The organism is Streptomyces sp. NPDC029014 (assembly GCF_055564695.1).
In genome coordinates this window covers 1-22602 of record NZ_JBVHVT010000003.1, presented here as the reverse complement: position 1 = coordinate 22602, position 22602 = coordinate 1, and the positions used below count along the sequence as shown (strand labels likewise).

Sequence of the window (22602 nt, the reverse complement as noted above, 5' to 3'; positions counted from 1 at the left end):
CGGCCCGGGTCCCGGGCCTGGTGATCACGAACACCTCGATTCTTCCGCCGCGTTCCACCCCGCTTCGTCCTCCACCGGGACGAGTCGCCCGCTTCCCGTCTCAACCTCCGGGAGGAAGCGACTCACTGACGATCCGTTACATATGTCATACCGGCGGACGGGCCCGGCCGTTCACCGGCGCCGCTGCCCGGAACGACCTGCCGCAGCATCAGGGGCGCCGGCTGCCCTGCAGGGTCGCGGCCGCCCTGGAGCGGAGCTCGTCCGCCGAGGTGCGATCGCCGGTCGACTCGGCCCGGTTCGCCTGCCGCAGGTAGGCCAGCACCCGGACGTCGGCTCCCCGCAGCGCCGGTGCGAGGTACAGCCGGGTGGCCAGCCAGCCGCACAGGAAGCCGAACACGAAGGAGCTCGCCACCAGGGCACCGGCGAAGGCCGCGCTGTCCGGCCGCCCGCCGAGGGCGGGCGCCAGCGCAGACGCCAGCCGCCGGAAGGCCTGCCCCAGCGCGGGGAGCTGCGTCAGCCCTGCGCCGATCAGCAGCTTGGTCAACCAGTCCGAGACCTGTTCCAGGTTCGTGTTGGGCTCGTAGAGGGTCTTCGTGGCGGCGGTGCCCGCTTCGCCGCCGTCGCCCCCGGACGCGTCACCGGACGAGATCGTGCGGGGAACGCCGAAGAGGAAGCCGATGCCTCCCCCGACCAGTGCTGCGGCCCCGAAGACCATCAGACCGGAGCCGATCACGGCCGCCGGTTGGGCGCAGTGGACGGCGTAGAGCAGCAGGCTGACGAGGCCTGCGGCGAGCACTCCGGCGAGCAGGCCCGCCTGCCGGGAGAACGGCGAGGGCAGCGCCCCGAACCACCGGTTGGGCATGGCGGCCTCCCGATCGCCGACAGACGAGTGACCCGGGGCATTGCAGCACGGGCCGGCCCGCATCCCGGGACCGCCACGCTCGCGCAGTGCGCCGGCCCGCCCGTCAGGGCCAACCGGTTCGTACCGCGGCTACCCCGCAGTGCCTCGACGTGCAGATGCCGGCCGGCACGTACCGCGGTGACCGTGGCGATGGTCCAGGCCGTTGCCCACGCGGCGCCGACGAGCAGGGCGGCGAGCGCGGTGGGCAGGTCGGGCGGGGTGGGCCCGAGGCCCGGCGCCAGGCCCGCCGCGCGGCCGCCGAAGCCCAGGACGCCCGCTGCCACCATCGCGATGCCGGCCCAGGAGACGGCGAGCACGGGCCAGCGGACGAGGCGGGTCTGCGGCAGGCGGGCGAGGAGCAGGGCGACGGCGGCCATCAGCAGGCCCAGGGCCGCGTTGGCCAGCTGGGCGGGCCCGACGTCGGCGACCTCGGCGTAGGCGCCGGCCGGTGCGGGAAAACCGGGCATGCCGAGCTCGTCGTTCCGCGCCAGGTCCACCTTGCTGACGGTGTAGGCGAGCGCACCGAGGCAGGCGATGACGGCTGCAGCCAGCTGCGTTCGGGGTCGGTTCGGGGTTCGGGGCATGGGTCCAGCCTGGCGTGGGCGGCGGCCGGGCCACGTCCTGCTCGCGTCCCGACCCGCCTCCCCCGGACGGGGGAGGCGGCGGTCGTACCGTCGGCGTCGGGCGGGCGGCCGACGGACGTGCGGCCCGTTGCGGTGCCATGCTGGTGCGACGGGAGAGGGAGGCCGCGATGGGCTGGTACGCGGACCAGGTCCTGCCACGGATCGTGAACGTCGCCTGCGGCGCCGAGGTCGCCCGGCCGCTGCGGCGGCGGGTGTGCGCGGGGCTGCACGGCGAGGTGGTGGAGATCGGCTTCGGCACGGGGCACAACGTCCCCTTCTACCCGCCGGCCGTCACCGGCGTGGCCGCGGTCGAGCCCTCCGACGTCGGGTGGAGGCTGGCCCGCGACCGGGTCCTTGCCTCCCCCGTCCCCGTACGGCGGGCCGGCCTGGACGGGCAGTCACTGCCCTTCGAGGACGACACGTTCGACACGGCCCTGTCCACCTGGACGCTGTGCACCGTCCCGGACGCGGTGGCGGCGCTGCGCGAGCTGCGGCGCGTCCTGAAGCCGGGCGGCACCCTGCACTTCGTGGAGCACGGCCTGGCCCCGGAGGAGGACGAGGGCGTACGCCGCTGGCAGCGGCGCCTGGAGCCGGTCAACAAGCGGCTGCTCGGCGGCTGCCACCTCACCCGGTCGACGGTCGGCATGCTGACGGCCGCGGGCTTCGTGATCACCGCACTCGACGTGTTCTACGAGGAGGGCGCCCCGAGACCCCTGGCCGCCGCCTCCCTCGGCACCGCCCTGTCCCCCTGAGCCCCCGCCAGGCCCCTGTGTAACTCCTCGGCGGGGAGCAGGTGTTCTCAGCGTTCGGGGAGGAGCAGGGTCGAGGGGGTGTGGAGGGTGATGCGGGTGGGGGTGAATTCGGTGGCTTCGGCCGGTGGTACGCCCGTGCCGGGGTTGCGGGCGTAGCGGGGGTGGGCGCCGCCGCTGATCTGCCAGCGTATGCGGTGGCCTGGGGCGAAGCGGTGGGCGGCGGAGGACATGGACACGGTCACCTCGGTCGGTAGGTCCGGGGTGGACCGGACCTGAGCCACGCCGTCGCAGACGTTCGTGGACCGGCCGTCGGGGGAGACGTCGCACAGGCGGGTCACGACGTCGCAGTGGCCGGTGTCGGTGGACAGCGTCAGCCGCGCCGTGACCGGGCCGAGGATCTCCACGGGGGCCGTCAGCGGCGGTCCGGTGAAGGTGACGACGTCGTCGCGGGCCTCCAGCGTGCGGTTGTTGCGGGCGCCCGCGGTGCGGGAGAGCAGGCGGCCGCCGACGGAGGGGGTGGGGTCGGCCGGATCGTAGCGGAAGGCGGCGAGCGGGGCCGGCCCGGCGGAGGGCCGGACGTCGGGGCCGAGATGGGCGTCAGGGGTCGCGTACCAGGCCGTGGGGGGCGTGAGCAGCGGCCAGTCGAGCACGTCCTGCCACTCCTCGGCCCCGCCCATGTGCACCCGTACGCGGGTGGGCCGGAGCGCGGAGCGGTCGTCGTCCAGGTGGGCGCGCAGCCAGGCCAGGCTTTCGGCGAAGACCGCGGGCCAGCCCTGCTGCAGGGCGGAGGTGTGGGTCCAGGGACCGACGAGGAGGGTGGTCTCGCAGCCGGCGCGGCGCAGCCCGTCGTACTGCTCGAACACCTGGTCGGCCAGGACGTCGTGCCATCCGGTGACGAGGGCGGTCGGTACCGTCGTCCGGTCCGCCGCGTGGGCGAGGGAGGCGCCGTCCCAGTACGGGTCGTCGGCCTCGGGGTGCGTCATCACCTCGTCCAGCCAGGGCACTTCGCCGAGCGCGGTTTCGTACGCCCTGCGCAGCGGCCGGGCCGTGGTGATGGCGCGCAGGCTCCGCTGCAGGCGCATCGTGGCCCTCAGGAAGGGGCCGGTGCCGCGGTGCTGGTAGGTCATGCCGGCGCCGACGGCCAGGGCGGTATCCAGGTGGAGCACCCCTCCGGCGTGGAACAGGGCGCGGGGGTCGTGCAGGCCGAGCTGGACGACCATCGCCTTGAGCTCCGGCGGCGGATCCAGGGCCAGGGCCCACTGGACGTAGCCGAGGTAGCTGGGGCCGAGGGTGGCGAGGCGCCCGTCGAACCAGGGCTGTTCGCGCAGCCAGGCCACCGCGGCCCGGCCGTCGGCGGGTTCGTTGCGCCAGAGGTGGAACCGGCCGCCGGACCCGCCGGTTCCCCGGCAGCTCTGCAGGACCACGTGGAAGCCCTGCTCGGCGAAGAGCAGGCCGTACATCGGCGACCACGGCAGGCCCCGCCCGTACGGGGAGCGCACGAGGAGCGTCGGGAAGTCGCCCTCGGCGCGCGGGAAGTAGTGGTCGGTGACCAGCGGGCTGCCGTCGGCGGCCGGCACCTCCAGCCCCTGCTCCAGGCCGACCTCGTAGCGCTTCGCCGGCAGGCCGCGCCAGGTCGCCCGCATCAGCCGGGCGGACAGCGGCGGTTTGCCGGGCGGCGGCACCCGGGCGGGCTTCGGGACGGGGGTGTTGACGGTTCGTGAGGACATGGTTCCACTCCCTTCTCTACGTACACTGTACGTTATTGAGGCCCGGCCACTCGCCCGGCCACTCGCCCGGCCGCTTGCGCCGAAGGTGCGGTGTGCGGCGCGACGCGGTCCACGGCGCGGCGAGGGGCGGGCAACGGCGCCGAGACTGGGGGCGGGTCGCCCGTCGGTGGCCCCGGGCCGCTCGGGAGGGGACGTGCAGGCGAAGGCCGCTGTGGCGCTGGCTCCGTACATGGTCGTGCTGACGGTGACGACGGGGCTGGTGGAGGCCGCCAGTCTGCTCACCCTCGGGCCGGTGTTCACGGCCATGCAGACCGGCAACGTCCTCTTCCTCGGCTTCGGCCTGGTGGGCGAGGGCGGGCTGTCGGTGGCGGCGCCGGCGGTGTCCCTCGCGGCGTTCCTCGCCGGGGCCCTGTTCGGCGCCCGCCTGGAGACCCGGCTGGAGACCGGCCGGCACCGGTGGTTCGTCATCGCGCTGGTGGCGGAGGCCCTGCTGGTGGCTGCGGCCGCCGCCACGGCCTGGGGCCTGCACCCCGTGCACCGGGCCCCCACCCCGCGTCACCTCACCACCATCGCCGTGCTGTCGACCGCGATGGGCGTCCGCAACGTGACCACCCTGCGGGTGCAGGTCCCCGACCTGCCCACCACCCTGGTCACCCGGGCCATGACCGCCCTCATGGCCGGGTCCGCGCTCGGCAACGACGACCTCCTCGCCCGCGGGCCGACCACGACGGCCCGGCGCGCGGCCTCGGTCGGGGCGATGTTCGCGGGCGGTGTGGCGGGCGCGGCCTGGGTGCACGCCGGCTGGCCGGTGGCCGGGCTCCTGCTGGTCGCGTCGGCCGTCGTGCTGCTGGTGGCGGTCGCGTACGTGCCCCGGCCGCGCCTGTACACGCGCTGAGCCGCTGTTCGGCGGGGAAGCCGGGGCGCGTGGCGGTACCGGATGCCGCCGCGGGTCGGTGTCCCGCGGGTGCGGCGGTCCCGGTGGCCGCCGCGGGCGGTGTCGGACGGGCGTGCCAGGATCGGGCGCATGAAGATCCAGATCGCGGCGCCCGCCGACCCGCAGTCCTCCACCGCCTACACCGACTGGGCCCGCCTCCAGGGCCCCGCCGCCGAGGAGACCGCGACCGGGCTGCTCGACGAGGTGCGCGGCGGCATCCACCGCGCCTACGACAGGCCCGGCCGCTTCGTCGACGGTCTGGAGCGGCGCGTACGGGGCCTGGATCCGGCCCACCTGCCCTGGTTCTGGGACACCGTCGGACACCGGCTCATCGCCTGGCACGCCCGCTCCGCCGCCCGCGCCTACACCCTGGCCCGAACCGCCGAGCGCACGCACGGACTCGCCCCCGACCCCGACTGGCACCGGGCCAACGTGCTCGTCTTCGCCGCCGGCGGCGCCCTGCCCGCCGCCGCCCTCGGCGAGCACCAGACCTGGCTGGCCGACCGCTCGGAGCCGGCCGCCGCCCACGAGGAGTACGTACGGGTCCTGCGCGCCTGGGCCGCCTCCCCCGGCGACCTCCCCGCCGACCTGGCCCGCCGCGTCCGGCTCTCGGCCCGCACCGCCGGGCTGGGCCCCGCCGAGGAGGCCCGCGTGCTCGGCCACGTACTCGGAGCGGCGCAGGGCAAGGCCGTCCCCGACCGGCTGCTCGACGCCGCCCGCGAGTTGTTCACCGCCCACCCGCAGGGCGACGCCACCGACGCCCTGCTCCTGGACCTCTTCCCCGAGACCCGCGGCGACGGCTCCGCCTGGCTGCGGCTGCTCCTCGGGTGCGGCGCCGTCGACGCCGCCGCCGCCGGGCGCATCGTCCCGCAGGGCGGCCCCGGCGCGTGGTTCGGCCGGTACGCGCAGCGCTACTCGCACCGTCCCGCCGGCGGGGGCGGTGTGACCCGGCAGCCGCTGCCGGACGAGCTGTTCGAGGTGCTCACCCGGCTCGCCCCGCGACTGCGGGCCGCCGCCGCGCCCCTCACCCTGCACGAGGACCGCTACCAGTGGCCCGGGCTGGACGCCGAGCTCCTCGACGCCTGCCTCGCCGAAGGGATCGCCGTCGTGGACCCCGGGCCGGCCGTGCCGCTCGTCCTGCGCGACGGCGACCTGCGGCGCGACCTGCTGGCGCTGGCGGCAGACCCCGTGTTCGGCGCCCGCCTGGAGGGCACCGTCCACGCCGGACTGCGCGGCTCCGGGACGGCGATCACCCGGCTCCCCCGCAACCCCGGCATCACCGCCGAGGTGCACGGCCGGGTAGAGGCCCTGCTCGATGCCCTGCGCGGCGGTGGTCTGGCCGCCGCCGACGAGGCCGTCCGCGAACTCGACGGTCTGCTGGACCGGCCCACCGCCCGCGCCCTGGACGGCATCGAGGAGGCGCTCGCCGCCCTCGACCTGACGGGCCCGCTCGCCCGCGCCCTGCGCGCCGGGCTGCCGGAGGAGTGGGGGTGGCCGGCGCTGGAGGAGGCCGTCGCCGGCTTCGACGCCGGCGGGGCCACCGGGGGCTCGGGGGGCACCGGAGCCACCGGGGTCACGGGGGTCACCTCCACCTGGCCGGTGCTCACCGTCCACGGCCGGGACCGGGCCGTGGCCGTCGACCACGCGGGCACCCGCGCCACCTGCGCGTTCCGTCTCCCTGAGGACGCGGTCGCCCACGCCGTGCACTACGTCGGCGGTCGCTTCCTCGTCAGCTGGACCTGCCGCGGCGACGGCAGTTCCTTCGGCGAGCTGGCCTTCTGGTCCGACCGCCCGGACGAGGTGTTCGAGCCGGCGGAGAAACTCGGCCTGCGCCGCTACGGCGGCATGATCCAGGGCGGCCTCGGCTACCAGTTCGAGACCCCGGACGGTGGCGGACGGTACGACGGCGAACGGGTCCTGCGGCCCGGCGGCCGCGAGGGCATCGGCTCCCACGACGTCCAGATGAGCGACGGCCGGCGGCTGTGGACCACCGAGGTCTTCGGCTCGGCGGGCAGCTGGATGCCGGCCGATCCCGCCACGGGCGCCCGACTCGACCCCGCCACCGGAGCCCCCCTCGACGCCGGCACCGGAGCCCGACGGGCCACTACCCGCCACGCCCGGCTCTCGGACGGCAGCAACCTGCCCGCCTTCCACACCGCGACCCCGCTCCCGCCCGGCACCGCCCACTTCGGCGACCTCCTGACCCTCGCCGCCCTGCCCCCGGGCGCCCCCGCCTCCCCGCTCGGCCAGGACGGCCGGCTCGTCGGCTGCCGGGTCCTGTGCCACACCCCGTACGCGGGCCCCTCCCCCACCTCGTTCGTCCTGGAGGGCATCGACGGCCGCACCGCCGCCTACCGCAGCCGGCGTTGGGGCCGCCGCCCCTGGGGCGTCATCCGGATGCCGGCCGGCGGCGAGGACGCGGTCCTGGCCGGCCAGGAGACCTTCCGCGTCCACGCCGCCGAGGACAACTCCCTGCTCTGGCAGACCCACGGCTTCCCCGGCTCCGGCAGCCGGCGCACCACCGGCTTCGGGGACGCGGCCGGCCCCTTCCCGCCGCCCGCGTTCTGGCACTTCCTCACGCCCCGCTGCGCGGACTCCTCCGCCGCCCTGCGCGCGGTCGCCGACCCTGCCGTACGGGGCCTCCTCGACGCCGCCCTGCGCGGCGAACCGGACGCCGCCCTGACCGCAGCCCTGCCCGACTCCGCGCCCGGCCGACCTCTGGAGCCGCGGATCGCAGCCGGTGCGGGCCGGGCCGCCCTGCTCGCAGCCGACGTGCTGCGGCGCCGCCGCGCCCTGTCACGCAAGGTCGCGGTGATGCGCGCCGGGCCGGTGGTGACCCTGCCCGCCGAGACCCCCGACAGCGTCCTGGTCCCGGCCCTGCACGGGCTGCTGGCCGACGCCCGGCGGCGCCACGACGAACCCGGCCCCGCACCGCAGCCGGCCCTGCTCACCGCCGTCGCCGCCGACGGCCGCCACCTGCGCGGGGAGATCGACGACGAGACCCGCGTCCTGGCCCTGCCCGCCGCCCCCGAGGCCTGGCAGGCCCTGCTGGGCGGCGGGATCGGCGCCGCGGCCTGGCGCGCCGCCGTCGCGCCCACCTCCGACACGGACCGGGCCGCGCTCGTCTCCCTGCTGGAGACCTGGAGCGGCCAGCCCTTCGCCGTCCGCGGCAGCACCTGGCGCACCGGCCGCGCCACCCCCGGGGCCCTGGCCGCCCGCCGCGCCGCCGACGCCCGCCACCCGCTGGCCTCGGGCGCCGTCCGCGAGGGCGCGGCCTGGTTCGTCCAGCCGTCCGCAGCGCCCGCACCGGACGGCGCCGCCGACACCGCCGACGTCACGGTCGAGGAGGACGACGCCGCACGCCTGCCCCGGCTCCTCGCCCTGCTCGCCGAGCGGGGCCCGGTCGCCGCCGGCCCCGAGGCGGTCGAGGCCTTCGCCCGGCTGACCGGCGTGCGGGTGCCCGTCGCGGCCCTGGTCCTCGCCGGCCTCCCCGGCCGCGAACGCCACGACGAGCACCTCGCCCTGCTCGGCTCCGCCCCGTACAAGGCCGGCAAGGACGTCATCCCGCTCTACGACGAGCTGTGCCGCCGGCTCGGCCCGGCCGGGCGGCGCGCGGTCCTCGCCGCCGGCCTGCCCGGCGACCCGGCCGAACTGTGGGAGCCCGCCGCCACGACGGCCGCGGCCGAGCGGATGGCCGCCGTCTGGACCGGGCTGCTGGGCGCCGACGAGTACGCCGACGAGGAGCTCGCCACCGCCCTCGCCGCCGACCTCGGGCTCTGCGACGGCTGGGCCCGCAGCCTGCCCGCCGGACGGGCTCCCGAGGACGCGCCGTACGGCGAGGCCGGCTTCGTCCTGACCGGCAGCCGCACCGGGGGCCTCGTCGTCCAGCACCGCGCACCCGAGCGGTCCGTCTGGGGCTACGTCCGGCCCGGCGAGCCGGCGCACCGCACGGCCGCCTCCGTGATCGCCTGGGCGCTCACCGAGCGCCCGGTCGGCGATCCCGCCGCCCGGGGCGCCCTCGCCCTGTACCGGCGGCTGCGGGCCCGGCTCGACGACCCGGGGACGCTCGTCCCGCTCGGCGGGTTCGAGGACCTCGCCGCCACGGCCGCCGCCGACCCGGCGTTCGTCCCGTACGGCGGCGAGGTGCGGCCCTGCCCCGAACCGCTGTGGGAGAAGGCGCCGTCCGTCTCCACCGCCGTCGACGACGGGCTGTTCGTCGTCGCCGTACCCGCCGGCGACGCGTTCCTGCGGCCCGCCGCCCTGGCCGACCCGGCCCGCCTGGCACGGGCCGAGGCCCTGGCCGCCGCCGACAGCCGGCCGTGGCTGCTGACCGAGCTGCGCCAGACCGAGCAGCTCCTCGACGGGCTCGACCGGCTCGCGGCCCGCGCCACGACCACGCCCGTTCCGGAGGGCGGCTACGAGAACGACCCGGCGCTCAGCGCCCCCGAGTTGGTGGCGGAGGTCGCCGCCGCGCTGGGTACGGGCCCCGACGCGGCGGCCCTGTACCTCCAGCTGCTGGCCCTCGCCCGGCCCACCGACCGCGCCGTACGCCGCTGGAACGGCTGGACGGCCGCCCGGCACAAAGCCGCCCAGGCGGAACTGCTGACCACCGGGGCCGTGGAGAGCGGCAAGCGGGCCCGCGCCGGACGCACCCTGTTCGCGCCGGGCCCGTGGGTCCAGCTGAAGGCGCCGCACCTGCCGGTGGAGGGCGACAAGCTCCCAGCCCACCTGGCCTCGGCATCGGGCACGATCCTGCACACCCCGCTGCTGCGGCTGCTCCCGCCGCTGCCGCCGCACGAACAGTTCGCCGGGGCGTGGGCCCGGTCCCGTACGGCCCTGTCCCGAACGGCCCGGTAGCCCGCCGGCCCCGGGGCCGCCGTTCACCCGAACGGCGGCTCCGGCCGGACCCGCCTATGCTCGGACAAGGGGCACGTCCGAGCCCTGGAGGCGGTCATGTCCGAGGCGACCGATCCGGTCGCGGCCGATCTCGCGCTGAAGGCCCGCCACCGGGCCGTGTGGGCCATGGGGGACTACCCGTCCGTGGCCTCCCACGTCATCCCGGAGAACGGTGCCGAACTCGTCCGCGAGTGCGGCGTGCGCCGCGGGGACCGCGTACTCGACATCGCCGCGGGTTCCGGCAACGCCGCCATCCCGGCCGCTCTCGCCGGGGCCGACGTGGTGGCCAGCGACCTCACCCCCGAACTCCTCGAAGTGGGCCAGCACCTGGCCACGGTGCGCGGCGCCCAGCTGGAATGGCGCGAGGCGGACGCGGAACACCTGCCGTTCGCGGACGGCGAGTTCGACGTCGTCATGTCCTGCTTCGGCATCATGTTCACCCCGCACCACCAGACGGCCGCCGACGAGATGCTCCGGGTGTGCCGCCCCGGCGGCACGGTCGGCCTCGCCAACTGGACGCCGGACGGGTTCATCGGGCGGATGTTCACGGCGATGAAGCCGTACGCGCCCCCACCTCCGCCCGGGGCCCAGCCGCCGCCCCTGTGGGGCGACGAGGAGCACGTGTACGGGCTGCTCGGCGACCGCGTCACCGACGTGGACGCCCGTCGCATGACCGTCCGCGTGGACGCCTTCCCCGAGCGCGGGGACTTCCGTACGTTCTTCAAGGCCTGCTACGGCCCGACGATCGCCGTCTACCGCGCCCTCGGTGACGACCGGGACCGCGAGGCCGCGCTGGACGGCGAACTCGACGCGCTGGCAGAGGAGCACACCCGGGACGGCGCCATGGAGTGGGAGTACCTCCTGCTCACGGCGCACCGGACGAGCTGAGGCCGGGGCGGCGTCTTGACGGGGCGCGTCAGAACGGGTCGATCACCACGCGGCCGGTGGAGGCCGCGCAGACGTCCCAGCGGTCTCCCGTCCGGCGCAGCTCCAGGACGACGGCCACCGGGGCGCCGTCCGGCGGGGTGAGGTCCACGTTGACCTCCGCCGTGCCACCGCTCTGCGTGGACGACACGATGCGGTGTCCGAAGACCGGTGCCAGGCCGCGCAGCGTGGCCGCCGGATCCCCTTGCCCGCCCGGACAGTCGGTTCCGGGGCCGGCCGCGGGTGCCGGCCCGCCGCGGCCCACGACGTCGAGGTAGTCGTGCGCGGCCCGGTGCAGCGGACTCCGCCCCGCCGCACCGGTTCCGGTGAACACCACCGCCATCACGACCGCCGCCGCGACCAGCGGCAACGCCACGGCCAGCACCACGAGTCCCGCCCCTGACCGCCGTTCTCCGCGCACCGCGCCGCCTCCCGTCCTTCCCGACCTGCCGCCGGCGCCCGGCGCCCGGCATCCGGCATCCGGCATCCGGCATCCGGCATCCGGCGCGCCCCTCATCGGTGAGGACGCGGCACGGCGCCCGGCCGTTCCCGCCGCCGGTACACCGCCCGCAGGTCGGTTCCACGCCAAGTGCGGCATCACCGGCGATCGCTGGGTGAAGGTCACCGAGCACGGCGTCACGCGATACGTGGTCGGCACCTGCGTGAAGCAGCCCGCCTGATCCCGGCCGACGCACGGCGAAGGCCCCGGTCTCCTCGCGGAGGCCGGGGCCTTGATCGAGCGCTGGGCAGGCCTTGCACCTGCATCCCCCCACAGGAAGTGGGGTGCCTTTCCTTGGACCACCAACGCCGGACCCACCACCACGTCTTGCGGCGGCGAGCTCGAGATCGATCCTAACCCATCCCGCGCCGCTGGCGGAACCCAGGCCTCCGGTCGCGGGGGCGCCCGGCCGCGGCGGACGCTTGACCTGAACCAAACTTGAGCTCTTACGGTCCTGGCAGTGCCCGCGGGAGTCGACCCGGGGCGCCTGGCCGAGGAGTTCACCATGACCGAGCACGCCGCGACCCCCGACCGGTACCGCTACGCCGTGATCCCGCACATCATGGTCGATGACGCCGCCGCGGCGATCGACTTCTACCAGCGGGCGTTCGGCGCCCGCGAGGAATTCCGGATCGGCGCCCCGGGCGGCGGGATCCTGCACGCCGAGATCAGCATCGGAGGGTCGGTGCTGATGCTGGGCGACGCCAGCGTGGACGAGGCGGAGGCCGGTGCCTTCACCTCCCCTGCCTCGCTCGGCGGCGGCACCACCGTCACGCTGCACGTCTTCGTTCCGGACGTCGACGACCTCGCGGAACGCGCGAGTGCCGCTGGTGCCGAGGTCCTCCAGCCGCCGACGGACATGTTCCACGGTGATCGCACCGTCATCCTCAAGGACCCCTCGGGTCACATGTGGGTGTTCCTGACCCACCTGGAGGACGTCTCGGATGCGGTGCTCCGCCTCCGCCTGTCCGACGCCGGGTGACCGCCCCCTCCCGTCGGCGCGGGCGCCACTGCTCCCGCACCCCGCCGGGGGGCGAGCCGGTCGGATTCCACCGAAACCCGCAACGGTCGAGCACGGCGCCGCTACGGTTTCCCTCTCGGCGATCAAGGGGGGCGGAGCAGCACATGACGTCGTTGCGCAAAGGGGAGAACGCCGCGCTCAGGGCGGCACCGGTGACGCTGGCCGTGTCCGTTCAGGGACTGGCCGCGGATGTCTCCGCACTGCTGCTGGGCGCGGACGGCAAGGTCCGCAGTGACGACGACCTGGTGTTCTACAACCACCCGTCCCAGGACGCCGTGTCCGTCGACGGCTCGACGGTCACGGCCGACCTGGCACGCGTGCCGGCCGGCGTGGAGCGGGTCGCCGTCATGGCCAGCGCCGACCCGCTGCAGCCGGGGGCGGTCTTCACCCGCGCACCGCTCCTGCTGATCACCCAGCCGGGATCCCCCGCGCTGTCCTTCACCGCTCCGGACTTCACGTGCGGGGAGACCGTCGTGGTGTTGGCGGAGCTCTACCGGCGCGCCGCCGGCTGGAAGGTCCGCGCCGTCGGGCAGGGCTACGCGTCGGGCCTCGCCGGGGTGGCCACCGACTACGGCGTCGACGTCGACGTCGAATCCGAACCCGCGGCGGCGCCGCCGCTGCCGCCGCCCGCCCGGGAGGGCGGGAAGCCGGGCCCTTCGGGGGCAGAGGTGGACCTGTCGAAGGTCGAACGCCTCGCGCCGGGGCTGGTGTCCCCGGCGCGGCAGGCCGGCAGGATCCTCGCGGACCGCAGCATCGCCGACCGGCGGGCCGCGGTGTACCTGATCCTGGATCACGACTGGCACATGGAGGAGCTGTACGAGTCGTTCGCCGTGCAGGCCTTCGCCGAGCGGGTCCTGGCGCTGTCGGCCAACCTGGACGACGACGGCACCGTGCCGGTGATCTTCTCCAGCGGGGAGCAGCCGTTCCTGGAGGAGATCCGGCTGGACAACTACCGGCGCCGCATCGGGCGGTTGCACACCCAGGTGGACTGGGGTTGGGGCGACATCGCCGCGGCGATGCGTCGCGCCGTGGGGCACTACCAGGAGTCCGGAGCCGTCGACCCCGCCTTCGTCGTGACGCAGGTCGGTGACGAGCCCCTGGACAAGGCCGAGGTCCGGGCGTTGCTGCAGAACACCGCACCCCTGGGGGTCTTCTGGCTCTTCGTCGGATTCGGCCGGGGCAAGCTGGCGTTCTACCGGAACCTCAACGCGTCCGCTTCCGCCGCCTTCACCAACGTGGCCTTCTACGACGCGACGAAGAACCCCGGATCGGTGCCGGACGAGCGGTTCTACGCCGGCCTCGTCGAGGCCTTCGCCGCCTGGCTGCGGCGGTGAAGACGCTGCGGCAGCGGCTGGCCGGTCTCATCGCCTCCCCTCGGGCCGCGTCGGACCTGCGGCGCTGCTTCGGAACCGGCGGTCGGCGCGAAGTGCCGTTCGCGGGCGCCCGGTTCGAGCACCTGGCCGGGGGCGGCGACCGCCCTGCCGTCGCCCACACGGTCACCGCCGACGACCTGATCGCCGTACAGACCCTGTCGGTCAGGATTCCCGCTCGGGCTGCGCTCGACCTCCTCGAGGGCGACCTCGGCGCCCGGTTGTCCGAGTTGCTGAGCCGCATCCCCCACGACCTGGACATGGCCGAAGCCGAGGCGGCGGACCTCGCTCCCGGGTCGCCGGCGCACACCGCCTGGGACGTCCTCCACGACCGGCCCGGAATCGGGTGGGTCACGGCCGGCAAGCTCCTCGCCCGGAAGCGGCCGCGGCTCCTGCCCGTCTACGACCAGGTCGTCCGCTGCGCCCTCGGCCGGCCGCAGTCCTTCTGGCCGGACCTGCACGCCGCGCTGCGCGCCGACGGCCGGGCGCTCCAGCGCGGACTGACGGACCTGCGGCGGGCCGCCGGCCTTCCCGGGACGGTCAGTGCGCTGCGGGTCTGCGACGTGGTGGTGTGGATGCACCACCGGGTGGACCACCAGCGGGCCCGCTGCTCCTGACCCTCAGCGGACGATCTTGAAGCCGAGCAGGTGGGTGCCCACGGCGGCGGAGGCGTCGATGAACATCCGCAGCATCATCTCGGTCGCCCGGGCGGTGCGGATGCCGCCGAGGTCGAGGACGTCCCGCCAGCCGAGGGCCGTCAGCAGGGCGGTCACCGTCTCCTTCGCCTCCGCGTCGTCGCCGCTGACGAAGACCGTGTGGTCGCCGTCGCCGACGGCCGCCGGGTCCGGCATGACCTCGGCGGCGAGGGTGTTGAACGTCTTGACGACCCGGGCCTGCGGCAGCGCCCGCTGGAGCTGCTCGCCGAGGCTGTCCGTGTTGACGGGGTCGAGGACGCCCCCGGGGGCGGACCAGTCGTACGGGCTGGAGACGTCCATGACGGTCCGGCCCGCGAGCAGGCCGGCCAGCGGGGTGAGCGCGGCGACGCAGGACGGCCCGTCGATGGCGTTCACCACGAGGTCGGCGCCCGGTACGGCCTCCTCGACGGTGCGCAGGTCCAGTTCGGGGCAGCGGGCGGCCAGCCGTGCGTAGGCCGGGTTGCCGGCCAGGGTGGCAGCGGGGTCACGGGTCCCGACGGTCACCTCGTGCCCGAGGGCGAGGAAGGCGGGGGCGAGGGCGTGGCACACGCCGCCCGTCCCCAGCAGTGCGATCTTCATCCGTGGGCCCCTCCCCCGGGTGCTCCTCGGGCGCCGGTGCCGTCGGGCAGGGCGAGGACCGAGTCGATCTGAGCGCGGATCTCCTCGTCCTGGAGGAAGGCGCGGTAGTCGCCGTACGCCGTCAGTCTACGGTCCGCGGCCCGCAGGGCCGTCAGCGCCTCCCGGACCGGCCCGGAGTCGAGGTGGCCGCGGGCGGTGATCGAATCCAGGGCGTGGCCGAACCGCCCGAGGAGTTCGCCGTCCGCGGCATAGGCCAGTACGGTCGCCTCCGCATCGGCGGGCTCCATCGGCCGCGGTGCCCAGTGGGGGTGGTGCAGGTCCGTCTCGCCGGGGAGCAGCGAGTCCTCGCCCCAGGCCCGGAGCACGTCCCGGAGGTCCCGGACGAGCCAGCCGGTCCGGGCGACCTCGTCGCGCAGGGCCTCCCGCACCGCGGGCAGGAGCAGGTGCGCGTGGGCGCGCAGCGGCCGGAGGACGTCGGCGACGTCCGGCTGCCGCGGGTCGCCGATGCAGTAGCCCCGGCCCTGCATGTCCCGGTACGGCGCGACGAGCCGCTCGACGAGGTCCGGGAGGGCGCGCGGGTCCCCGATCCGGGTCAGGGCCCAGCGGGCGTGGTCGCCGACGGTGCCGTCGAAGAACTCCGCCTCGCCCGGGTCGTCGAGGCGTGCGGCGAGCCGGTCGGCGTGGGGTGCCGCCCGGCGGCCGAGCACCGCCAGCAGGTGTGCCGCCCGGTAGCGCACGCCGTCGTCCTCGTCCTCCAGCAGCCCGGCGGCGAGCGGCAGCACCGCGGCGGCCGTGGAGGGCTGGTCCCGCAGCAGTTCCCACGCCCCGTCGAGCGCGCACCGGCGCAGGCCCGCGTCGCCCGTGCGGCGTCCGGCCGTGGCGAGGTCGGCGACGAACGCGAGGGTGGTCTGCGGGTCGTGCTGTTCCAGCAGGTGGACCACCCGGGACACGACGTCGTCGCGGTCGTACGGGTACTCGCAGTCGATCTCGTACCAGACCTTCTCGAACTCCGGGGCGAGGGCCGGGTCGGCGAGGAGTTCCAGCAGCACGGGCAGGGCGCGCTGCGGTGTCTGCGGGTCGAGGGGCGCAGCGGCGACCACGGCCGTGACCCGCAGGACGCGGTCGTCGCCGTGGAGGAGGCCGTCCAGCAGTGCTCGTACTTCGGCGGCCGGGCCGTCGGAGGCACGGCTGCCGGCGGCCGGGGCACCGGCGGCCGCGGCCCTGCCCAGGGCCAGGAGCAGGGGCACCCGGACCGAGGGGTCCGTTTCCTGCTGCCACCGCTCCAGCAGGGCGGCGGCCCGGTCGGCGATGAACCGCAGTGCGGTGCGCCGTACTTCCGGGTCGGCGTCGGCGAGCAGGGTCCGCACGCGGGGCCACTGCTGTCGCCAGGCCGTGGCCCGGGGGTGGTCGGCTGCGCCGTCGTGGGCGAGGTCGGCGAGGAGGTCCACCAGGAACGGCCGGCCGACCGTGTCCGGGCGAAGCGCGAGGTCCACCAGGAACGGCAGGGCGGCCGTGCCCGCTTCGGTGACCCGGCCGTGCTCCAGCAGGAGGTCCTGTAGCTCGCCCTGGGTCCGCTCGAGCGTGCCGGTCGGGGTGGCGGTGTCCGCCCGCGCGAGCCGGCGCAGCACCTTCGGTATCTCCCCCGCCGAGCAGTCGGGCCGTTCTGCTTCCAGCCCGTGCCAGTCCACCGCGTCCAGCCCCTGCAACGGTCCCCCCGGAGGTCGCGCGGGCCCGCCCCGCTCCCGGCATCCTGCCATCGCGACGGCGGGCGTGCGAGGCCTCGGGGCGGCGGTCAGGCCGCGGCCCGCCAGTAGCCGAGGCTGTGGACGCGCTGCTTGGGCAGACCGAGGTCCTTGCGGAGGTAGCCGTTCAGGGTGCGGGTGGTCACGGTGTCGCAGGCCAGCCACACGTACGCCGACTCCGGGTCGGAGGCCAGGTCCGGCAGTTCGGCGCGGATCCGCTCGACGAGGGCGGCGCCGTCGCCGGAGCGGGGGACGCGGCGGATGTCGTGCCGGTCGGGGTCGAGGCGTACCGGCAGGTCGGCGTCCGCCTCGTGCTGGGTCTCGAACCAGATCGTGGCCGGGGTCTGCGGGTAGGCGTCCAGCAGGGAGTTGATGGCCGGGAGGGAGGCCGGGTCGCCGATGACCAACAGCCGCTCGGGCGCCGGTTCGGGGGCGGTGAAGCCGGTGCCCTGGACGGTGGCCTCGACGGTGTCGCCGGGGGCGGCGTTGCGCGCCCAGTCGCTGGCCACGCCGTCGTGGAGGGCGAACTCCAGGGCGAACGCGCCCGTCTCGGCGTCGGGGTCGACGAGGGTGTAGGCGCGCTGGTGGGGCTTGCCGTCGTCGTCGAACCACAGTCGGACCCACATGGTGGGGTGCAGGGACTCCCCCGCGGCCGCGAGCAGCCCGCCGTCGGTGAACCACACCCGACGGTAGTGCGGGGTGACCTGCTCGGCTGCCGTGACCGTGAACGTGAAGTCCTTGCCCCGCAGCAGCTTGAGGACCACGCCCTCCCAACCCTTGGCGACGCCCATGTCCGCCCCTTCCCCTGAGCCCCGATACAGTTAGGCGAGCCTAACCTAATGCATCTGGGCGGCGATGTGTGCACCGACCCCGCAGGTCACCGCCCTACGACATGGACGACACGAAGGAACAGAACACCGTATGAGACCCGACTCCACCGCCCTCGTTTCCCCGCGCGCGGACGTCCACACCGAGACCGTCGAAGGCTTCGGCACCGTCCGGTTCACCCCCGTCGACCCCGCGGCGGACTCCGCCGTGTTGCACTCCTGGGTCGTCGAGGAGCGCGCATCGTTCTGGGGCATGAACGGCGCGAGCCGTGAACTGGTCCAGGAGATCTACGAGGACGTGGACCGCCGCGACACCCATCACGCCTTCATGGTCCGGCTGGACGACGAGCCGGTGGCGCTGTTCCAGACGTACCAGCCGGAGGAGGACCGGGTCAGCGAGTGCTACGAGGTACGGGAGGGCGACATCGGCGTCCACCTGATGCTGGCCCCGGCGGCCGGCCGGCCGCGCCCCGGCTTCAGCCGCACTCTCGTCGGGTCGCTCATCCGCTTCACGTTCCGCGACCCGGCGGTCCTGCGTGCGGTGGGCGAGCCCGACGCCCGCAACGAGAAGGCCCTCGCGATGCTGAACCGGCTCGGCTTCGTCCGGCAGGGGGAGATCACCCTGCCGGAGATCGACCTGCCCGAGGTGTACCTCCCCGAGAAGCAGGCCGTGCTGGCCTTCCTCGACCGTCCTGAGGTGCTGCCGGCCCCGGACGCCGGCACCGCGCTCTCCCGGTAGCCGCAAGCCGACCGCCCCGGAATCCGCTTCCGCTTCTGGTTCCGCTCGATGTGCGCCGCTGCCCGCGGCGGCGTTCCGTACGGTGGCCGGGCCGTCTCGGCGCGCCGCCGGCACGGCCCGCTCCGCAATCGCTAGCGTTCGGCGTCCGATCCGCCGACCGGCGGGCATCCGGCCCGTCGGTCCGCCCGGCCCTGGGAGTAGGCGTTGCTCCGTCTTGCCACTGCGCTGACCCTGCTGACGACGCTGGTTTCGGGTGCGGCCTGGGCCGGTCCGCCGGCGCCCGCCGACCGCTCCGCGCCGGGCGACGGGACGAACGTCCTGGTGGTCGGGATCGACAGCCGCGCCGGGCTGTCGAAGGCGGACAAGGAGCGGCTGCACGTCGGGGGCGCCGGGTGCAACTGCACCGATGTGATGATGCTGGTGCACCTGTCGCAGGACGCCCGTCGGGCCAGCATCGTGTCGATCCCGCGCGACTCGTACGTCGAGTACGCGGACGGCAGCGGGTTCCTCGGCAAGATCAACGGCGCGTACGCGCGCGGCCGCGGTCCGCTGACGGTCAGGACCGTCGAGAAGGCGACCGGCCTGCGGATCGACCACTACCTCGAAACCGGGTTCACCGGCTTCGAACGGGCCGTCGACGGGCTGGGCGGGGCGGCCCTGTGCACCGACAAACCCCTCAAGGACGAGAACTCCGGCCTCGACCTGACAGCGGGCATGCACCACGCCGACGGCAACGGCGCCCTGCGCTACGTCCGCGCCCGACACGTCGATCGCCCGGGGGACCTCGGCCGCGTCCGGCGCCAACAGCGCGCCGTCTCGGACCTGCTGACCCGCCTCACCGTCGAAGGGGCCCTGGCCGATCCCCTCACCGCCGCGGAGACGGCCCGCACCCTGCTCCTGTCCGTACGCACCGACACCGGCACCGACCTCGCCGACCTGGTCCGGCTGGGCACGGCCTTCGGGCGGCTGCGGCCGGAGCGGACCGAGTTCGCGACCGTCCCGATCAAGGCCTTCGACCACCGGGTGCCCGGCGTCGGGTCGACCCTCCTGTGGGACGAGGAACGCTCCCGTGCCCTGTGGGCGGCGCTGGCCGCGGACCGGCCCGTCTCCGGCGACCGGCGCATCCAGCCCGTTCCAGAGACCCCGGCGCCCACCAACCCCGCCGGGATCAAGGTCCGGGTGGACGACGCCGCCGTGGCGGCGGCCCTGCTGGCCGGCGGGTTCGTCGTCACCGACACCTCCGCCGCGGCGCCGAAGGCACGCCCGGCGGGCCCGCCGATGATCCGGTACGCGCCCGGGCGGGAGAGCGACGCGGCCACCCTGGCCGCGGCCCTGCCGGGCGCCCGCCGGCAGGTCGTTCCGGGCCATGACGCGTACCTCGACGTGGCCGTCGGCGCCCGGGCCGTCACCGTCAAGCCGGTCACCTACGACCGGAACGTCGTCGAGGGCGCGCCGGTCACGGCGGACCGCCTCGGCTGCCTCGCCGCCACCCGGTGACCTGGTGAACGGGTGACCCGCGGACCCCGGTTCCGTCCGGGTCACTGCCCGCCGGGTGCGGCCACGGCCGGGGGCGGGGGCGGCCCGGGGTCGTAGTCGAGCATGGCCGTACGGACCTGCTCCAGATAGGGCCGGATGCGGTCCAGCTCGGGTCCCTGCCGTTGCACGATCCACGTGGCCGTGCGGTAGGCGGCGGCGAGGTTGAGGGCGGGGTCGCCGGGCACGCCCTCCAGTGCGGGGGCGAGGGCGCAGAGCATCCGGCCCATGGCGGGGATCGAGTCCTCGGGGGTGAACGGCGGCTTCGGCACCGTGTGTTGCCGGTCGGGCGGCAGGTAGTAGCGCAGGACCCGCGGCGTCCAACGGGCGATGCCGTACTCGTCCTTGGCCGGGTCGCTGAGCCCGGGGTCGAACCCGCTCTCGGCCTTGAGCATGGCCGCCACCAGCACCGGGGTCACCTGCGGGACAGGGCAGGTGGTGCCCGCCCCGACGATCAGGGCACGGTAGCGCTCCGGGACGTCCGAGTCGGCGCGCAACCACCGGCCCTCGTCGGGGAGTCGGGGGTCCGTGGCCGCCGGGTTCGCGGCCGCGGCGCGGGTCCCGTCGAAGCCGGGAGCGGCGGTGTTCCGGGGGCCGGTGTCCCCGGCGGTGAACGCGCCGAGCGTGAGGAGGCCGGCCAGGAGGACGAGGCCGGCCGCTCGGCGGCGCCCGGCCGTCGGCCCCGGCGGCCCGGGGGTGGTACGGGCCGGGGCCGCGGCCGCGGAGAGTGGAGCAGGGACCGGATCCGGGTCCGGCGGCACAGGGCTTGGAAGGGCGGGGACCGGAGGGGCGGCGCGGGCCGGCGCCGGCGCGGTGATGAGGCGGTGGGTGTCGATGCGGCGCCGTTCCCATTCCTCCGGGTCGCCCCCGCAAGCGTTCACGAAGGCGGCCAGTACGGCGGCGCTCGGCAGGCGATGGCCCGCCGTGGCCTCGGCCAGGGTGGAGGCGGAGTAGTGGGCCCGGGCGGCCAGTTGGCGGTACGGCGGGCTCCCGGCCTGCCGCCGCAGTTCCCGTAGGTCGTGGGCGAACCGGGCCAGGGGGCTCCGGTCGGGGTCGAGCGGCTGTTCCCGGCGTCCCATCTGTCGTTCCTCCTCGTCCGTGGGCAGCGCGTCGGCGGCGCGGCGGACGCCGGATGTCCGGCGGTTGTCCGGGAACCGTTCGGCGAGGTCACCGGGCCGGGACACGGACCGCGTCGCCCGTTTGAATGACCACGGATCACATCCGGCGTGGGGGGTGTGCGGCCGCGGCGTCCGGGAACTCATCCAACCCGCATGGGGGTGCGGCGCGGAGCCTTTCCCCCGTGCGCGGGCTGTGCGGTGTTTCACAGGCCTTCGGGTCAGCCTGGCCGTGGGGTCCCTTGCCAAGGGGGCCGCTGCGGCGCCGCGCCCCTCGTGCACGGCCGGCCGGACCGCCACCACCCGGCGCCCCATGGCCGGATGTGATCACTCCTCCCTCCCCCCGAGGAGCCCCTCCCACCACCAAGGAGAAGACATGCCCCCGATCGCACGCCAGGTCCGGTTCTCCGCGGCGGCCGCTGCCGTCTGCGCCGCGGTGCTCGCGCTGTCGTTACCGGCTCAGGCCCGTGCCGCCCAGTCCCCCGCACTGCCCGGGACCCGGCCGCAGCCCCAGAGCCAGCCCCAGACCCAGACCCGGGCCCGGTCCGAGGCCCCCTCCCCCGCCGACCACGCGGCCACGCTGGCGGCGTTGAAGACCTTCCAGGCGAACGCCGGCCCGGGCGCCGCGGTCCGCGCCGGCGACGCCACCGGCTCCTGGAGCCTGTCCGTCGGCACGGGAACCATCAACACCGACCGGCCGATCCAGCCGACCGAGCACTACCGCATCGGCAGCCAGACCAAGGTCTTCACCGCGGTGGCCGTGCTGCAACTGGTCGACGAGGGCAAGGTCGCCCTCGACGCGCCCGTCGAGCGGTACCTGCCGGGCGTGGTCACCGGGAACGGGCACGACGGCAACGCCGTCACCGTGCGCCACCTGCTCCAGCACACCAGTGGGATCCCGGTCAACAACGCGCCCCTCCCGCGGGCGAATCCGGACGGCACGTACGCTCTGGCGGCGCTCGTCGAGGACGGGCTGCGCCGGCCGTCGGCCGCCGCGCCGGGCAGCGCTTTCGAGTACTCCAACACGAACTACGAGATCCTCGGCATGCTCATCGAGAAGGTGACGGGCGGGCGCGCCCACGAGGTGATCACGCGCCGCGTCATCGAACCGCTCGGCCTGACGCAGACCCGCTTCCCGGCGCCCGGCGACCGGAGCCTGCCCGCTCCCACCGTGCGCGGGTACCACGGCGTCCGGGTGGGCTCGTTCTTCTTCTGGACCGACGTACTGCCCTTCGAGCCCTCCTTCTTCAGCACCGCCGGCGCGATGGTCTCCACCCAGCAGGACCTGACCGCCTTCTACCACGCGCTGCTCGGCGGCAGGCTGATGTCGCCGGCGGGCCTGGCGGAGATGAAGCGTGCGGTCGCCGTCGGGGACCCGGCCGCCGGCTGGGGGTACGGGCTCGGCCTCATCCGGCAGCCGCTGCCGTGCGGGGGCGTGGCCTGGGGGCACAACGGCATGGTGCCGGGGTACTACACGCAGACGCTGGTCACGGAGGACGGCCGGCACGCCGCCGTGGTGACCAATGCGCACCTCGCGACCAACATCCCCGCGGCGCAGATGGAACAGGTGCTGGACTCGGCGCTGTGCGAACGGAAGTGACCGCCTGAACCCCCGCGACCTGAGGTGGGGGGGGGGGGGGGGGGGGGGGGGGGGGGGGGGGGGGGGGGGGGGGGGGGGGGGGGGGGGGGGGGGGGGGGGGGGGGGGGGTTTTGTGTGGTGGTTTC

At 75.6% G+C, this 22602-nt stretch carries 18 protein-coding genes; 10 read left to right on the top strand and 8 right to left on the bottom strand.

Annotation, left to right across the window (positions count from 1 at the left end; all coding sequences use genetic code 11):
- Positions 1–208: 208 nt before the first annotated feature.
- Positions 209–796 carry a hypothetical protein gene (locus ACZ4VL_RS02605; protein ID WP_468194811.1) on the bottom strand — a complete coding sequence of 196 codons (588 nt, stop codon included), beginning with the start codon at positions 794–796 and terminating at the stop codon, positions 209–211.
- The gene (locus ACZ4VL_RS02600) at positions 730–1485 is read right to left on the bottom strand and encodes a hypothetical protein (protein WP_468194809.1); all 756 of its coding nucleotides are present in this window, start codon (positions 1483–1485) and stop codon (positions 730–732) included. Before ACZ4VL_RS02600 ends, ACZ4VL_RS02605 begins: the two co-directional genes overlap by 67 nt.
- Before the next feature lie 167 nt (positions 1486–1652).
- Between ACZ4VL_RS02600 and ACZ4VL_RS02595 the strand changes: the two genes are divergently transcribed.
- Positions 1653–2276 (top strand): class I SAM-dependent methyltransferase, encoded by a 624-nt coding sequence (locus tag ACZ4VL_RS02595; RefSeq protein ID WP_468194807.1) that lies wholly within the window; start codon positions 1653–1655, stop codon positions 2274–2276.
- Between the two features lie 47 nt (positions 2277–2323).
- On the opposite strand, the gene ACZ4VL_RS02590 is transcribed toward ACZ4VL_RS02595, so the two are convergent.
- The gene (locus tag ACZ4VL_RS02590; protein WP_468194806.1) at positions 2324–4003 is read right to left on the bottom strand and encodes a CocE/NonD family hydrolase; all 1680 of its coding nucleotides are present in this window, start codon (positions 4001–4003) and stop codon (positions 2324–2326) included.
- A 193-nt stretch (positions 4004–4196) separates the two neighbouring features.
- Between ACZ4VL_RS02590 and ACZ4VL_RS02585 the strand changes: the two genes are divergently transcribed.
- The 3 genes from ACZ4VL_RS02585 to ACZ4VL_RS02575 all read left to right on the top strand — a co-directional run bounded on the left by ACZ4VL_RS02585 (position 4197) and on the right by ACZ4VL_RS02575 (position 10721).
- The gene (locus ACZ4VL_RS02585; RefSeq protein ID WP_468194804.1) at positions 4197–4898 is read left to right on the top strand and encodes a YoaK family protein; all 702 of its coding nucleotides are present in this window, start codon (positions 4197–4199) and stop codon (positions 4896–4898) included.
- Positions 4899–5027: 129 nt separating this feature from the next.
- Entirely contained in the window at positions 5028–9794 is a 4767-nt protein-coding gene (locus ACZ4VL_RS02580) for a hypothetical protein (RefSeq protein WP_468194802.1), read from the top strand.
- A gap of 96 nt (positions 9795–9890) precedes the next feature.
- Complete coding sequence (locus ACZ4VL_RS02575) at positions 9891–10721, top strand: class I SAM-dependent methyltransferase (protein WP_468194800.1); 831 nt, start codon at positions 9891–9893, stop codon at positions 10719–10721.
- Positions 10722–10749: 28 nt separating this feature from the next.
- On the opposite strand, the gene ACZ4VL_RS02570 is transcribed toward ACZ4VL_RS02575, so the two are convergent.
- Positions 10750–11178 carry a hypothetical protein gene (locus ACZ4VL_RS02570; RefSeq protein WP_468194795.1) on the bottom strand — a complete coding sequence of 143 codons (429 nt, stop codon included), beginning with the start codon at positions 11176–11178 and terminating at the stop codon, positions 10750–10752.
- A gap of 583 nt (positions 11179–11761) precedes the next feature.
- Here ACZ4VL_RS02570 and ACZ4VL_RS02565 point away from each other — a divergent pair.
- The 3 genes from ACZ4VL_RS02565 (at position 11762) to ACZ4VL_RS02555 (ending at position 14264) form a co-directional block, all read left to right on the top strand.
- Positions 11762–12238 carry a VOC family protein gene (locus ACZ4VL_RS02565; RefSeq protein ID WP_468195167.1) on the top strand — a complete coding sequence of 159 codons (477 nt, stop codon included), beginning with the start codon at positions 11762–11764 and terminating at the stop codon, positions 12236–12238.
- 143 nt (positions 12239–12381) lie between these two features.
- Positions 12382–13611, top strand: coding sequence for a VWA domain-containing protein (locus tag ACZ4VL_RS02560; protein WP_468194793.1), 1230 nt, complete (start codon positions 12382–12384; stop codon positions 13609–13611).
- On the top strand, positions 13608–14264 hold the full coding sequence (locus ACZ4VL_RS02555; protein ID WP_468194791.1) for a DUF6308 family protein: 657 nt from the start codon (positions 13608–13610) through the stop codon (positions 14262–14264). The genes ACZ4VL_RS02560 and ACZ4VL_RS02555 overlap by 4 nt, the downstream gene beginning before the upstream one ends.
- 3 nt (positions 14265–14267) lie before the next feature.
- Here the strand turns inward: ACZ4VL_RS02555 and ACZ4VL_RS02550 are convergent, their stop codons facing one another.
- The 3 genes from ACZ4VL_RS02550 to ACZ4VL_RS02540 all read right to left on the bottom strand — a co-directional run bounded on the left by ACZ4VL_RS02550 (position 14268) and on the right by ACZ4VL_RS02540 (position 17454).
- On the bottom strand, positions 14268–14921 hold the full coding sequence (locus ACZ4VL_RS02550; RefSeq protein WP_468194788.1) for an NADPH-dependent F420 reductase: 654 nt from the start codon (positions 14919–14921) through the stop codon (positions 14268–14270).
- On the bottom strand, positions 14918–16627 hold the full coding sequence (locus ACZ4VL_RS02545) for a HEAT repeat domain-containing protein (protein WP_468194785.1): 1710 nt from the start codon (positions 16625–16627) through the stop codon (positions 14918–14920). The genes ACZ4VL_RS02550 and ACZ4VL_RS02545 overlap by 4 nt, the downstream gene beginning before the upstream one ends.
- 86 nt (positions 16628–16713) lie before the next feature.
- Positions 16714–17454, bottom strand: coding sequence for a siderophore-interacting protein (locus ACZ4VL_RS02540; protein ID WP_468194782.1), 741 nt, complete (start codon positions 17452–17454; stop codon positions 16714–16716).
- Between the two features lie 130 nt (positions 17455–17584).
- Between ACZ4VL_RS02540 and ACZ4VL_RS02535 the strand changes: the two genes are divergently transcribed.
- Positions 17585–18229, top strand: coding sequence for a GNAT family N-acetyltransferase (locus tag ACZ4VL_RS02535; protein WP_468194780.1), 645 nt, complete (start codon positions 17585–17587; stop codon positions 18227–18229).
- Positions 18230–18433: 204 nt separating this feature from the next.
- Positions 18434–19726, top strand: coding sequence for an LCP family protein (locus ACZ4VL_RS02530; RefSeq protein ID WP_468194777.1), 1293 nt, complete (start codon positions 18434–18436; stop codon positions 19724–19726).
- Between the two features lie 41 nt (positions 19727–19767).
- On the opposite strand, the gene ACZ4VL_RS02525 is transcribed toward ACZ4VL_RS02530, so the two are convergent.
- Positions 19768–20946 (bottom strand): helix-turn-helix domain-containing protein, encoded by a 1179-nt coding sequence (locus ACZ4VL_RS02525; protein WP_468194774.1) that lies wholly within the window; start codon positions 20944–20946, stop codon positions 19768–19770.
- A gap of 307 nt (positions 20947–21253) precedes the next feature.
- Between ACZ4VL_RS02525 and ACZ4VL_RS02520 the strand changes: the two genes are divergently transcribed.
- Positions 21254–22477 (top strand): serine hydrolase domain-containing protein, encoded by a 1224-nt coding sequence (locus ACZ4VL_RS02520; protein WP_468194771.1) that lies wholly within the window; start codon positions 21254–21256, stop codon positions 22475–22477.
- Positions 22478–22602 lie beyond the last annotated feature (125 nt).

Bases quoted from the DNA above. Each gene is read 5' to 3' on its own strand.
- ACZ4VL_RS02600 (WP_468194809.1), bottom strand. From the start codon at position 1,485: ATGCCCCGAACCCCGAACCGACCCCGAACGCAGCTGGCTGCAGCCGTC.
- ACZ4VL_RS02595 (WP_468194807.1), top strand. From the start codon at position 1,653: ATGGGCTGGTACGCGGACCAGGTCCTGCCACGGATCGTGAACGTCGCC.
- ACZ4VL_RS02590 (WP_468194806.1), bottom strand. From the start codon at position 4,003: ATGTCCTCACGAACCGTCAACACCCCCGTCCCGAAGCCCGCCCGGGTG.
- ACZ4VL_RS02580 (WP_468194802.1), top strand. From the start codon at position 5,028: ATGAAGATCCAGATCGCGGCGCCCGCCGACCCGCAGTCCTCCACCGCC.
- ACZ4VL_RS02575 (WP_468194800.1), top strand. From the start codon at position 9,891: ATGTCCGAGGCGACCGATCCGGTCGCGGCCGATCTCGCGCTGAAGGCC.
- ACZ4VL_RS02565 (WP_468195167.1), top strand. From the start codon at position 11,762: ATGACCGAGCACGCCGCGACCCCCGACCGGTACCGCTACGCCGTGATC.
- ACZ4VL_RS02560 (WP_468194793.1), top strand. From the start codon at position 12,382: ATGACGTCGTTGCGCAAAGGGGAGAACGCCGCGCTCAGGGCGGCACCG.
- ACZ4VL_RS02550 (WP_468194788.1), bottom strand. From the start codon at position 14,921: ATGAAGATCGCACTGCTGGGGACGGGCGGCGTGTGCCACGCCCTCGCC.
- ACZ4VL_RS02540 (WP_468194782.1), bottom strand. From the start codon at position 17,454: ATGGGCGTCGCCAAGGGTTGGGAGGGCGTGGTCCTCAAGCTGCTGCGG.
- ACZ4VL_RS02535 (WP_468194780.1), top strand. From the start codon at position 17,585: ATGAGACCCGACTCCACCGCCCTCGTTTCCCCGCGCGCGGACGTCCAC.
- ACZ4VL_RS02520 (WP_468194771.1), top strand. From the start codon at position 21,254: ATGCCCCCGATCGCACGCCAGGTCCGGTTCTCCGCGGCGGCCGCTGCC.